The sequence below is a fragment of the Corynebacterium sp. UMB9976 genome (assembly GCF_030212265.1).
Lineage (GTDB): Bacteria > Actinomycetota > Actinomycetes > Mycobacteriales > Mycobacteriaceae > Corynebacterium.
On record NZ_JASODY010000001.1, the window covers coordinates 34,616 to 48,357 of the forward strand.

A 13,742-nucleotide genomic window follows, 5' to 3' on the forward strand; every position below is an offset into this window, starting at 1 on the left:
GAGTGGGTGGTGGGTTGCGCGTGCCCCGGGGACCCGGGGCGGTGGTGGTTATTCACGGAGAATCCGGCGGACGAGCCTGGTGGACTCGACCTTCTCGTAGCCCAGGTTAGCGGCCCGCATCATGGTCGAAACTTCGCGGACCTGGTCGGGGAAGGCAAGCAGGGCGACCGTGCCGGACGCGCCCGCGCGGCCGGTTCGACCCGAGCGGTGCACGAGCGCCTTGGGATCGCGTGGCGGGTCGATGTGCACGACGGCGCGGACGCCCGGCACATCGATGCCCCGGGCGGCGATGTCGGTGGCGACAAGCACGCGCACCTTGCCTTCCCGGAAGTCAGCGAGCGCCCGCTGGCGGGACTGATGGCCGCGGTTGCCATGCAGGGCGGCGACCTTGACGCCGCCCGCCGAGAGGTACTTCGCCCAGCGCGCCACCGAGTGGGTGGTGCGCACGAAAAGAATCACGCGGGGCACCTTGCGTGCGATCGCGCGGACCGCCGCCTGACGCTGGCCGTTATCGGCGACCTCGCTGAGGAGGAACTCCACCGGAGAACCCTCGTCCTTGGCTGCGCGTGGAGTTGGGCGAGCACCCGTGGCTCGTGCTTCTGCCTCAGCCTGGTGTCCTGCACCGGAGGCGGGGACCGGCGCTGCTGTCGAGTTCGAGCGTGCGCCGGAAGCCTCGATTCGGACCGGGTGACGGGTCCAGCCCTCAGCCAGGGCCGCGACCTCGCCGTCTAATGTTGCGGAGAAGAGCAGCCGCTGGCTGTCTTGCGGAGTGCGTTCGAGAATTGCCTGCACCTGGGGAAGAAACCCCAGGTCTGCCATGTGATCGGCCTCGTCCACGACCGTGACGGCGCAGTGCTCCAGGGAGATCGCACGGCGTTTAATGAGGTCGTTCAACCGGCCCGGGGTGGCCACGACGATATCCACCGTGCGGGCGAGGGAGGTGAGGTTAGCCCGCACCTTGACCCCTCCCACCAGGACCAGCGCGCGCAGACCCAGAGCAGCGGCATGAGGGTCCAGGTTCTCGAAGACCTGCTCCGCGAGCTCGCGGGTGGGGCAGAGCACCACACCCCGAGGATTGCCCGGCCGCGTCGTGCGCGGCAGATCCCCGGAACTCAACCGAGCCAGCATGGGAAGCCCGAAGGCGAGCGTTTTACCCGAGCCAGTCGGTGCACTGGCCAGCACGTCCTTCCCCTCAACGGCGGAGGGGATCACGCTGGCCTGGATCGGAAAGGCTTCACGTAGCCCCGCGCGCTGCAGAGACTGGGCGAGCGCTACTGGTAGCCCGAGCGATCGAAACTCGGGCTGGGAAGACGGCGGCTCGGGGTCAGGCGACGGCACTTAAGCCTCGACCTCGCTGCGGTCGCCGGACCAGAGGGTGTGGAAGGCACCAGGCTTATCCACGCGGCCGTAGGTGTGGGCGCCGAAGAAGTCGCGCTGGCCCTGAATCAGCGCGGCCGGCAGGCGCTGGGCACGCAGGGAGTCGTAGTAGGAGAGCGACGAGACGAACACCGGAACTGGGTGCCCCTGGGCGGTCGCGGTCCCGACGACACGGCGCCACGAGTCCACCAGACCAGACATCTGTTCCAGGAAGTACTCATCCAGCAGCAGGGACGGCAGCTGCGGGTCAGCCTCGTAGGCATCGACGATGCGGTTGAGGAAACGGGCGCGGATGATGCAACCACCGCGCCAGATGCGGGCCAGATCCCGGGGGTCGACGTCCCAACTGTATTCTTCCGAACCTGCGAGGATCTGGTCGAAGCCCTGGGCATAGGCGACCATCTTCGAGGCGTACAGCGCGCGGCGGACGTCCTCGATGAAGGCCTCTCGCTGGGCGGCGTCCACTGGGGCAGCCAGCTCACCGGAGGCGAGCTTGCCCTGGGCGGCCTGGCGGGCCGGGCCGTCGGAGGACAGCGCGCGAGCGAAGACCGCCTCGCCGATGCCGGTGACCGGGATACCCAGGTCGCAGGCGGACTTCACGGTCCAGCGACCGGTGCCCTTCTGGCCGGCGGCATCCACGATGATGTCCACCAACGGCTTGCCAGTCTCAGCATCCACCTGAGCCAGAACCTCGGCGGTGATCTCCACCAGGTAGGACTCCAGCTCGCCGGTATTCCACTCGCGGAAGACCTCGGAGATCTCCTTTGGACTCAGCCCCGCCCCGTAGTGCAGCAGGTGATAGGCCTCGCCAATGACCTGCATATCCGCGTACTCGATGCCATTGTGCACCATCTTGACGAAGTGCCCCGCGCCGTCCGGGCCGATGTGCGCACAGCACGGCTGACCATCAACCTTCGCGGAGATGGACTCCAGCAGCGGGCCCAGGGACTCATAAGCCTCGGCGGTGCCACCCGGCATGATCGCCGGCCCGTTGAGCGCGCCTTCCTCGCCGCCGGAGATTCCGGTGCCGACGAAGTGCAGGCCACGCGCGGAGATCTCCTTCTCGCGGCGGATCGTGTCCGTGTACAGGGCGTTGCCGCCATCGATGATGATGTCGCCCGGGTCCATGAGATCGGCGAGCTGCTCGATCATGGCATCCGTAGCGGGGCCGGCCTGCACCATAATCAGCGCGCGGCGCGGCTTTTCGAGGGAAGCCACGAAGGCTTCCAAAGTCTCGGCTGGGATGAAAGAACCCTGCTCGCCGAAGTTCTCCATGAAGCCCTCGGTGCGGGCGAAAGTGCGGTTGAAAACCGCCACGGTGTGGCCGTGATTCGCGAAGTTGCGGGCGATGTTGGACCCCATCACCGCCAGGCCGATCACGCCGATCTGGGCGAGCTCGCCATCTGGTGCGCCTGCGGGTGCCTGATTCGAGGAAAGATTCGGTGCCGAAGGTTTACTCATGATTTCCCAGTTTACCCCGATGCTTAGTGGTTAATCTATTGGCATGAACGAACACGTGACGACCATGTTGCAGCTCAGTAGCACGGCTAGCCAGCGTAAGCTCACCGCCGAAGAGCTCGACACCCTCAACGGAATTTCGACCGCCACCAACGGATTGGAAGAGGCACTGGGTGTTCGCTACACCGAGGTGGCACCTCATTCCCTCACCCTCCGCCTGGAGGTGAAGGCGATGCACCTGCAGCCTTGGGGGATCACCAACGGAGGTATTTACGCCACGCTGGGGGAGACCGCAGCCAGCATGGCCAGCTTCGTTGCTGCGGGCGCGGGCCCGATCGTCGTGGGAACGAACAACAGCACGGACTTTCTGCGACCGTCGAAGCCTGGCGACGTCATCGTCTCCACCGCGACGGCTGAGCACCTGGGCTCGACCTCCCACCTGTGGCGCGTCGAGCACCGCAACGAGGAGACCGGCAAGCTGCTTGCACTGACCATGCTGAAAACCGCCGTGATGAATAAGGGGTAATAGCCCCGCTCCACGGCTCCTCGTCGCCGCGCGGACGCATAGCGAGCCCAGCAAAAATCCCCGGCCACCCACCACGAAGGTGGGGCCGGGGATCGAGCTTTTCTAGCGCGTTCGGCGCCAGCGCGGGGACTAGTCGGCGTCAGCCGGGGTATCGCGCCCCTCGCCGAACTTAAGGTTATCGCGCACCTCGAGGGAGCGGATGCCCTTCTCGTCCTCCAGCTTGCGCAGCTTGTTCAGCGCGTTACGGGCGTGCAGCTGCTGGCGGGTAGCAACCAGCTGCCAGCGGCGGCGGGAAACGGAGTTCAGGCCCCAGCTGAACGCGGCGATCGCGCGGTTGCGGAAGCCGACCAGGTACAGCAGGTGCAGGGCCAGCCACATCAGCCAACCGATGAAGCCCGAGACCTCGGCCTTGTTGATCTTCACCACAGCGTTGAAGCGGGAGACGATCGCCATCGAGCCCTTGTCGAAGTAGTCGAACGGAGCGCGAGCCTCCGGGCTGGTGCCGTTCTCGATCTCGTCGATGATGGTCTTCGCAGCGTACTGACCACCCTGCATAGCGACCTGCGCCACGCCCGGCAGGCCGTTGAGGTTGATCATGTCGCCGATGAGGAAGACGTTCTTGTGCACACCCAGGGTCAGGTCCTCGTTGACCATGACGCGACCCGCGCGGTCGGACTCCACACCAGCCTGGTCGGCGACGTGCTTGCCCAGCGGGGAAGCGGCCACACCGGCGGACCAGATCTTGGCGTAGCTCGGGATCGAGGACTCCTCGCCCGTCTTCATGTTCTTGTAGGTCACGCCCTCACGGTCCACGTTGGTGACCAGGGAGTTCAGGACGACCTCGACGCCAAGATCCTCAAGCTTGCGGCGAGCCTTGCGGCCCAGGCGCTTGCCGAACGGAGGCAGAACCTGCGGGCCACCGTCGATGAGGATGATGCGGGCGTCGTTGGTGTCGACCTCGCGGAACTCCTTGGCGAGGGTGCGGTGGGCCATCTCAGCCAGCTGACCAGCCAGCTCCACGCCGGTCGGGCCCGCGCCGACGACGACGAAGTTCAGTAGGCGGCGGCGCTCCTCCGGGTCAGTGGTGATCTCGGCGCGCTCGAAGGCGCCGGTGACGCGGGCACGGATCTCCAGCGCGTCGTCGACGGACTTCATGCCCGGTGCGAACTCGGCGAAGTGGTCATTACCGAAGTAGGACTGTGCAGCGCCCGCAGCGAGGATCAGGGAGTCGTACTCGATGACGGCTTCCTTGCCACCCAGGTCCGCGGTGACGTTCTGACCGTCGATGTCGATGTTGCGGACCTCGCCCTTGATCACGCGGATGTTCTCGTCGTCCGCCATCAGCTGGCGGATGGAAGGTGCGATCTCACCTTCAGACAGGATACCGGTCGCGACCTGGTACAGCAGCGGCTGGAACAGGTGGTGGTTGGTGCGGTCGATGATGGTGACCGCGATGTCCTTGCCCTTGAACTTCTTTGCCGCGAACAGACCGCCGAAACCGCCGCCGATGATGACGACGTGGTGGCGCTTACCTGCTGGACCAAGGGAGTTGGTGGTCATAAGAAACTAATGCTCCTCAGCACAATATTTTTGGTTTTTGTATTCAAGTTCTCGCTGATATACGGACCCTGTGAGATCCTCACGAAGCGTGCTTCAACAATCCTAATGCTTAAGGCCTTCTAAAGCACTTCCGGGATCCACCTGATATGGGTTGCTTCCTGAGTGTTAATACCCCGTTTGGGCCACAATATCGGCTAACTTTAGGGATAACTCCACCGCGAATGGCCGAGTCGGCCCCGCGAGCACCGGGAGAGGAGTGTCTGATAGTTCCCGTGGAGCGTTTCTCTCTCGACCCCTATATCGACCCCGAGCGGTGGCCGCACCTCGCTGAGCTGCCCCGCGGCCGGTTCCTCGGTAAGCGATCCGAGGCCTTTCGCGAGCGGTTGGAAGAGCTATTGGACGATGAGGGGGTCTCCTTCGACTCCAAGGACGAGACCTACCTCGAGGTGCGAGACGGGCTCATGCTCGACCGGGTGGTTGCCCAAGGCTGGCTGGGGCTTGCGGAAAGCTACCTGATCGGGGAGTGGCGGGCCGCGCCCCTGGTCAAGGTGCTGGAAGTTCTCCTTCGCCAGCCCCTCGAAGCGCCGATGAATACCTTGCTGGCTGGGATTAGCCCACGAAAGCCGCGCCATGATTTTGGTTCGGTGCGCGCCGGCGAGCTGCCCGATGGTCTCGTGGAGCTGTACGCGGGAGCCACCCGTGCCACCGCCACCGCGCTGTTTGCCTCGGCCGCCCGCACCACGGAAACCGTTCAGGTCGACCGCAGGACCGGGGAGACTCTAGTGGATGACGAGGAGAATCCCGAGCCCCGCGGTTTGGCAGGTGTGCGCCGCCGACTCAGCAAGCCGGAGCAGCCCGTCACTCTTGATGAAACCTGGTACCTCAAGCCCGCCGACGCGCAGCGCCAGGACCTCAACTCCGGGCAGCTGCGCCGCATCAATCTGATGCTGGACGAGGCGAATGTTGGCCCGGGCGACCGCGTCCTCGAACTCTCGAGTTCCGGCGGTCAGCTAGCGATTCTCGCGGCCCAGCGGGGCGCCTCGGTGAGTGTGCTGACCTCCGATGAGGAGCACGCCGAGGTGGTGCGCTCCCGTGTGCGCCAGGCCGGCGTAGCCGGCGGCGTGCGCGTCGAGCTGATCAGTGGCCCGGTACCCTCGCCGCGGCAATGGGCAGGCGAATACGACGCGATCTTCTCCACCGAGCGGCTGGAGACCCTCGGAAAGGGCGGGCTCGGTCACTTCTTCCGCGCCGTGGATAGGCTCCTCGCAGACGGGGGCGTGGCCGTTGTGCAGACTCTGGTCGCCACCCCGCAGATGCGCGACACCGCGCGGGAATCCCTCGACGTGGTGCGCGGCTACATCTGGCCCGCGCTGGAATACTCCCCGGCGGCGCTGATCCGCCAACATATCTTCGCCGGCGGGCTGGACGTCGTCGCCGAAAATCACCTTGGACCGCACCTCGCAGCGACCTTGCCGATGTGGCGTGCCCACTTTGCCTCCCGCGAGCGCCAGGCGGCCGCCGCAGGCTTCGACGCGATCTACCGCCGCCTGTGGGATTTCCAGCTCGCGTTGCACGAAGCGCTTGTGAATGCCGGCGACATCGACTGCATGCAGTTCGTCATTCGCCACCGCCGTTAACGCGGGGTGGCCCCGGTTCCGCGAGACACTGATCAAAGTTTCGCAAATCGCGCACACAGCAATGTCCTTTGCCTAAACTAACCAATTATATTCGCGCCCCACGAGCCCGTGGAGCCGAGGCAGATGCCCGTAGACAAGGGGAGGACAGTTTGAGTACGCAGTGGAATCCGGACGTCATCGTCGTCGGTGCAGGCCTGGCGGGTCTCGTCACCGCCTACGAGGCCGCAACGAGTGGGTTGAACGTCCTCATCCTGGACCAGGAAAACCGTAACAACCTGGGCGGACAGGCGTTCTGGTCCCTCGGCGGGTTGTTCTACGTCGACAGCCCGGAGCAGCGGCTCATGGGGGTCAAAGATAGCGAAGACCTGGCCTGGCGCGACTGGGCGAACTCCGCCCAGTTCGAGGACACCCCGAACGACCGCTGGCCGAAGGCCTGGGGTCGGGAGTACGTCCGCTTCGCTGCCAACGAGAAGCGCAGCTACCTCAAGAACCTGGGGCTCAACGTGCTGCCCACCGTCGGTTGGGCTGAGCGCGGCTCCGGCGACGCCTCCGGTCACGGCAACAGCGTGCCGCGCTTCCACCTGACCTGGGGGACGGGGCCGGAGGTCGTCCGCGTCTTCCGCGAGCAGGTCGAGAAGCTGGAGCAGGAGGGGCGCATCCGCTTCGAGTTCCGCCACCGCGTCGACGAGCTGATCACCGGTACCGGGGCTGACGGGAGCACCCGCATCGAGGGAGTGCGCGGCACGGTCCTGGAAGCAACGGATCTTCCGCGCGGCGAGGCATCCTCCCGAACGGCCGTGGGGGAGTTCGAATTCCGTGCGGCGGGCACCGTCGTCGCCTCCGGCGGAATCGGCGGAAACCTCGACCTGGTGCGCAAGCGCTGGCCGACTGACCGCTGGGGGCCCGCCCCGGAGGACATGGTTACCGGCGTGCCAGCCCACGTGGACGGCCGCATGATCGGCATCTCCGAAACTGCGGGTGCAAACCTCGTGAACACCGACCGGACCTGGCACTACCCGGAGGGCATGCACAACTGGAACTCCATCTGGCCGGGCCACGGTATTCGCATCATCCCAGGTCCCAGTGCGATGTGGCTAGACGCGGCGGGCCAGCGGCTGCCCAGCAACCTCATCCCGGGCGGCGATAACCTCGCGGCGCTGAGCCATATTGGGCGCACCGGGATGGGGTACAGCTGGTTCATCCTGAACAAGACCATCGCCGCCAAGGAGTTCATCTTCTCCGGCTCCGAGCAGAACCCAGACCTGACGGACAAGAGTGTGAAGAAGCTGCTTTCCAAGCTTGGCTCCGGCATGCAGGTCGCCGTGCAGGCCTTCATGGACCACGGCGAGGACTGGGTGATCGCCGACGACCTCAGCAGCCTGGTCAAGAAGATGAACGAGCTAGTCGGGCCTGATAAGCCGCAGGTCGACGAGGCCGAGCTGCGCCGTCAGATTGAGGACCGGGATAGCCAGATCGAGAACAAGTTCTCCAAGGACTATCAGATCAATTACATCCGCACCGCACGCCAGTACTTGGGCGACAAGGTGGTGCGTTGTGCGGCACCACACGAGTTGATGGACCCGAAGCACGGGCCATTGATTGCCGTGCGTCTGAGTGTGCTGACCCGAAAGACCCTGGGCGGGATCGAGACCGACCTGGCTGGGCGCTGCCTCACCAACGATGGGGAAGTCCTGCCGGGGCTCTACGCGGTCGGCGAGGTCGCGGGCTTCGGTGGTGGCGGTATGCACGGCCAGAACGCGCTGGAGGGAACCTTCCTCGGTGGCTGCATCCACTCGGGGAAGCGGGTTGGCGAGCAGTTGAGGTACACGCTGCCTAAGGCGGGCGCCGGGGCGTAGCGCGACCCACTTGGGGTATATGGGCTCACACGCGGGTGTGGCGACCGGGCAAGCGCTGTGCCCCGCTGTAGCCCGGGGGCCCGGCGATGGAGATAGATCGGAAGAAAGCGGTTGATGAAGATGTCACCTCAGGGACACAACGCCAGCATCCGGCGCGAAGACACGGGGGATACCCCGTGGCACGAGCTCGACGTGCACCAGTGGCGTGGCCGGGTAGCGGAGCGTTCGGCGGTTGAGGGGGTGCGCGCCGCCCTCGACCGCATCAAGGAGCGGGACGGCTTCATTAACGCCTTCAGCCAGGTCTTCGCGGAAGCTGCCCTGCGGGATGCGGCATCGCTCGACCAGCTTGATCCCTCGGAGCGTGGCGCCCTCCACGGAGTTCCCATTGCTATTAAGGAGGAACTCGATGTCGCGGGTGCGGTGACGAGCTTCGGCACCCGCGCGAACCACACGCCGAAGACCGCAGACTCCGCGGTCGTCGCCCGGCTCCGCGCCGCGGGGGCGATCATCATCGGCAAGACTCACATGCCGGAGTTCGGCGCCTACCCGCTGACCTCCTCGCAGGGTTACGGGGTGACCCGCAATCCCATCGACCTGTCCCGAACACCGGGTGGGTCCTCCGGCGGCTCTGCAGCAGCGGTGGCTGCGGGAATGGTGCCGATGGCGATGGGCGGCGACGGCGGTGGCTCGGTCCGGATCCCGGCGGCGATGTGCGGGCTCGTGGGGCTCAAACCGGGTCGGGGAGTGCTGCCCACCGCCCCTTATGCCGACCTCTGGAAATCCCTGGGGACCTCCGGCCCGATGGCGCGCACGGTGGAGGACATCGAGCTGATGATGTCCGTCTTGCAGGACGACGATCCTGCTCCACTCGGACCGGGTGGATACGAAGGGGAGAGGTCCTGGCGGGTTGCGTGGCTGGACCTCTCGAGCACGCCGTTCATCCCGGTGGCCACGGCCAATCGCGAGGCGCGAAAGCGTGCCGCCGCGCAGCTCGAGGCGCAGGGGGTGGAGGTTCGGCCGCTGTCTGCTCGGCTGCCGGATCCCACGCTGCCGTTCCTGATCCTCATGTTCGCCGGAATCCGGAGCGAAATCGGACTGCTGGAAAAGCCCGAGCGCATCGAAAAGCGCCACCGACTGACGAAGCTGGTGGGCGCGCTCATGAGGCCGAAGATGGTCTCCTGGGCGGAGAGGAGGGCAGCCACCATTGGGCGCAAGGTCTCGGACATCATGGCCCGCGAGGGTATTGATGCGATCCTCACGCCGACCGTGGCCGACCGGCCACGCCGCGCTGACCTGCTGGTGGGGAAGGGGGCCATTCGTGCCTCCCTGCTGAGCATGCCTTCGATCGCCTACACCGCCATGTGGAATGTCGCGGGTCAGCCGGCGCTAGCCGTGCCAATGGGGCAGGGTAGCGACGGGCTTCCGACCAGCGTGCAAATGGTGGGAGATGTCGGCGCCGAGAAAAAGCTCCTGGACCTTGCCCGCGAACTGGCATGACCCAGGGGCTGCGGGGGAGATTTGTGTCTGCGAACACAGTTTCGCAGTATGAGAATAAGGGAATATTAAGTAATACTGGAGAGCGTTCGTATTTGTGATATTTACGAAAGAGGCTCTCGTTAGTGTCTTTAAAAAACACTTTTAAAATTGCATTATCCTTTGTGGGCCTCCTGGTTGGCGCGGGTTTCGCGACTGGTCAAGAGGTCATTCAATATTTCGGCTCTTTTGGGCTTTCCGCGCTGTGGGGCGCGCTGCTCGCCGGAGTCCTGATGACCATCGCCGGGGCAGTGATCCTGCAGCTCGGCAGCTATTTCCTGGCGCAGGAGCACCGCATGGTGTTCCGGAACATGTCCCACCCGATCGTCTCCAGGTTCCTGGACTTCGGCGTGACCTTCACGCTGTTTGCCGTGGGGTTCGTGATGCTCGCGGGAGCCGGGTCCAACCTGGAGCAGCAGTTCGGCTGGCCCGCCTGGGTCGGCTCCCTGATCATGCTGATCCTGGTGATGATCACCGGGCTGATGGACGTCGACCGGGTCTCCAGCATCATTTCGACGGTGACGCCGCTGATCATCGTCGCGGTGATTTTCGCGTTCGGCTACACGCTGTTCAACCTGCCGGATGACATGGCAGCGATGGGGCAGTTGGCTCAGGGGGCCGAATCGCCAATCAGCCCGTGGTGGCTTTCTGCCCTGAACTACACCGGGCTTGCGCTGCTGCTGGGGCTGTCCATGGCCCTGGTGATCGGTGGCGCCAATACGAAGCCACGCGAAGCGGGTGTGGGTGGCCTCATGGGTGGCCTCATCTACCTGACGATGCTGATGATGGCGACCTTCGTCCTGCTCGCAAACTTCGACGTTGTCGGGGATTCGAGCGTGCCGATGCTGAGCATGATCGATCACATCAACCATCCGCTGTCCTATGTGATGGTCGTGATCATCTTCATCATGATCTACAACACCTGCATCGGCATGTTCTACGCGCTGGGGCGCCGCCTGACGGCCAATCACCGCGATAAGTACCGTCCGGTGTTCCTGGGTGTCTGCCTGGTGGGCTTCGGCGTGAGCTTCTTCGGCTTCGAAGCGCTGATGGCCAATGTCTATCCGATCATCGGCTGGGTGGGGCTACTGACGATCGCAGTGCTCGTCGCCTGGTGGATCAAGTCTCGCGTGCGCATCCAGCGCGAGGCTAAGTACCGCGAGCGCGCCACCGAGCTGGTGAATAAGTTCCACGAGGGGGAGGAAGAGCTGAGCGACTCGGAGAGCCGCGAGCTCAAGAAGATCGTGGAGAAGTCCAACGTGGGCAACTACGAGCTCGCCGAGGCGTTGACCCGCGAGTCCCAGCCAGACGTTGAGGAGGATGATTCCGAGGACTCGGCTGACGACGATGCCGCCGAGGCGTCAGAGGCTTCCGAGAGTTCCGCCGACGATAAGAAGGGCTCGACGACGGAGGTCGAAAACTCGACCCAGGAGCTCATGGATGAGCTTGAGGTTGATTGGGAGCCCGGCGAGGATTCCGACTTGAAGGAGTCCAAGGACTCTTAGAGTTCCTAGGGGAGGACTGACGGCGCCCGCTGCATTAGCCGCGGGGCCGGAGGGGCTTGGCGCAGGCCAGTGCCCCATAAATGCAAAGTGTCATAATGTATATTATCGGACAATAACGGCCAGGCTGTTTGCTAGTGGAGCTGGCGATGATCCCCGTAGCCCTGCGCCTCTGGATCGATCAGAAAACTCTAGTGTGCGCGTCACTACAGGTCTAGGATTATTCTGGTGAATCGCTTATTCGCGTCCCTGACGCAGAATCCGGCGCGCCTCGTGTCCGTCGGGTTCTTGGGGCTCATTGCGCTTGGCACGTTATTGCTTCTCATGCCGTTCTCCGCGCCCGACGGCGACTCAGTCTCGCCGCTCGAGGCCTTCTTCACAGCGACGTCCGCGGTGACGCTGACCGGGCTGGGTGTTCGTGACACCGGCACGGGTTTTACTGCCGCCGGGCAGGTCGTCATTCTGGTCCTCATTCAAATCGGTGGCTTCGGGATCATGTCCTTGACGTCTCTAGCTGGGCTCATCCTCAGTGGCAGGCTAGGACTGAAAACTAAGCTTTATACCGTCGCGGAGCGGCGCACGCTCACCGTTGGCAGCGTGAAATCCACCATTATCGGCGCCATCCTTCTCACAGTGATCTGCGAACTGCTTGTTGCGGGCGTCCTCACGATACGAATGTTTATGGGCGGCTATGTCGATAGCCTCGGCTCCGCTGCATGGATCGGTTTTTTCCACTCCATCTCTGCCTTCAATAACGCCGGTTTCGGGTTGAACGCCGGTAGCCTCATTCCCTACGTCGGCGATGCATGGATCGTCCTGCCGATCGGCCTGGCGATTGTCTTCGGCGGGCTCGGCTTTCCTGTGCTCGACGAGCTCATCGCGCGGGTGCGCCTGCGCAGGCAGCGGAGGAAACCACCGCGGCTGTCTATGACCGCTCGGATCACTCTCAACGGCACCGCGGTGCTCCTCATCGGTGGCTTCGCGATGTTCTGGGCGCTCGAGCGTAATCATGCATTCGCCGGGCTGAGCAGCGGGGATGTTGCCCTGGCGGCAGTGTTTCAGTCCATTACGACCCGTACCGCTGGTTTCCAGTCCGTGGACTTTGGCGAGATGTCGCCCAATGCCCTGATGGGTACCGACATTCTGATGTTCATTGGAGGCGGATCCGGCGGTACCGCAGGTGGCTTGAAGATCACCACGCTCTTCGTGGTGCTCGCGGCGATCGTGGCAGAAATTAGGGGTGAAAAAGACACTGTCATCGGCGGTCGTCGCGTTGATCACACCGTGATCCGCCAGGCTCTCACTGTCGGTGCTGTGGCAGTAGGTGTCATAACATTCGTTATCGCATGCCTCCGTACCTTCAACCCTCAGTTCAGCGCCGACCAAATCCATTTCGAGGTCATCTCCGCCTTCGCCACCGTCGGCCTCTCCACCGGCGTCACCGCTGACCTCAGCGGTGCCTCGCAGATCCTCCTCTGCGTCCTCATGTTCATGGGCCGCGTCGGACCCATCACCCTCGTCGCAGCGCTCGCCACCACTACCCCGAGCAAGCACTACTCCTATCCTGCAGAAAGGCCCTACATTGGTTAACCCACTCGACAAGCTCCTCCCCAGCGCCCGCCCCATCGATTTGCCACCGGTCGCGATCATCGGGCTCGGTCGGTTCGGTTCCGCCATGGCCGAGGAGCTCCACAGCCACGGCGTCGACGTCCTCGGCATCGACGTCGAGGAGAAGCTACTGCACGACAGTGACCCCCACCTCACCGACTCATTCATCGCTGACGCCACCGACCCCGAGGCGCTCAAGCAGCTCGGAGTGAAGGATTTCCAGCAGGTCGTCATCGGCATCGGCAGTAGCCTCGAAGCCTCGATCCTGACCGCATCCAACCTCGTGGAACTTGGGGTCAAGGACATTTGGGCCAAGGCGGACTCCGATGCCCACGCCCGCATCCTCACCCGCGTTGGTGTGAACCACGTCGTCCGTCCCGAACGGGACACCGGACGCCGCGTTGCACACCTGCTCAGCGGCCGTTTCCAGGACTACACCGTCTTCGATCAGGGCTACGCGATGATCACCCTAAGAGCTCCCAAGGAGCTGGTGAACCACTCCCTCAACCGGCACAGCCTGTGGGCGAAGCACCGCGTCCAGCTGGTGGCCGTGCACAGCGGCAACCAGTGGGCACCACCCTTTGCTGACCACCAGCTCTCCCCCGACGACGACGTCATCCTCGCCGGCGCGCCCGCCGACCTGGAGAAGTTCGGCCGGCGTTAGTTCCTAGTCCCGGTGCTAGCC

The 13,742-nt window shown here is 64.3% G+C and carries 10 protein-coding genes; 7 read left to right on the top strand and 3 right to left on the bottom strand.

The features are described from left to right. Positions 1–48 precede the first annotated feature (48 nt). Positions 49–1,338 (bottom strand): DEAD/DEAH box helicase, encoded by a 1,290-nt coding sequence (locus QP140_RS00170; protein WP_284757395.1) that lies wholly within the window; start codon positions 1,336–1,338, stop codon positions 49–51. Beyond that, on the bottom strand, positions 1,339–2,838 hold the full coding sequence (gene gndA, locus QP140_RS00175; RefSeq protein WP_284757396.1) for an NADP-dependent phosphogluconate dehydrogenase: 1,500 nt from the start codon (positions 2,836–2,838) through the stop codon (positions 1,339–1,341). A gap of 43 nt (positions 2,839–2,881) precedes the next feature. Between gndA and QP140_RS00180 the strand changes: the two genes are divergently transcribed. Beyond that, positions 2,882–3,361, top strand: a complete 480-nt coding sequence (locus QP140_RS00180) for a PaaI family thioesterase (RefSeq protein ID WP_284757398.1) — start codon at positions 2,882–2,884, stop codon at positions 3,359–3,361. A gap of 129 nt (positions 3,362–3,490) precedes the next feature. Here the strand turns inward: QP140_RS00180 and QP140_RS00185 are convergent, their stop codons facing one another. Next, entirely contained in the window at positions 3,491–4,921 is a 1,431-nt protein-coding gene (locus tag QP140_RS00185; protein ID WP_284757399.1) for an NAD(P)/FAD-dependent oxidoreductase, read from the bottom strand. Between the two features lie 146 nt (positions 4,922–5,067). On the opposite strand from QP140_RS00185, the gene QP140_RS00190 reads away from it, so the two are divergent. The 6 genes from QP140_RS00190 (at position 5,068) to QP140_RS00215 (ending at position 13,721) form a co-directional block, all read left to right on the top strand. Beyond that, positions 5,068–6,558, top strand: a complete 1,491-nt coding sequence (locus QP140_RS00190; protein ID WP_284757400.1) for a class I SAM-dependent methyltransferase — start codon at positions 5,068–5,070, stop codon at positions 6,556–6,558. 149 nt (positions 6,559–6,707) lie between these two features. Then, a complete protein-coding gene (locus QP140_RS00195; RefSeq protein WP_284757401.1) occupies positions 6,708–8,414 on the top strand; it encodes an FAD-binding dehydrogenase in 1,707 nt (568 codons plus the stop codon). A gap of 114 nt (positions 8,415–8,528) precedes the next feature. Then, entirely contained in the window at positions 8,529–9,911 is a 1,383-nt protein-coding gene (locus QP140_RS00200) for an amidase family protein (RefSeq protein WP_284757403.1), read from the top strand. 122 nt (positions 9,912–10,033) lie between these two features. Beyond that, a complete protein-coding gene (locus tag QP140_RS00205) occupies positions 10,034–11,452 on the top strand; it encodes a YkvI family membrane protein (protein WP_284757404.1) in 1,419 nt (472 codons plus the stop codon). Between the two features lie 225 nt (positions 11,453–11,677). Further along, positions 11,678–13,039 (top strand): TrkH family potassium uptake protein, encoded by a 1,362-nt coding sequence (locus tag QP140_RS00210; RefSeq protein WP_284757406.1) that lies wholly within the window; start codon positions 11,678–11,680, stop codon positions 13,037–13,039. After that, positions 13,032–13,721 carry a potassium channel family protein gene (locus tag QP140_RS00215; RefSeq protein WP_284757407.1) on the top strand — a complete coding sequence of 230 codons (690 nt, stop codon included), beginning with the start codon at positions 13,032–13,034 and terminating at the stop codon, positions 13,719–13,721. The genes QP140_RS00210 and QP140_RS00215 overlap by 8 nt, the downstream gene beginning before the upstream one ends. The last annotated feature ends 21 nt before the right edge of the window (positions 13,722–13,742 follow it).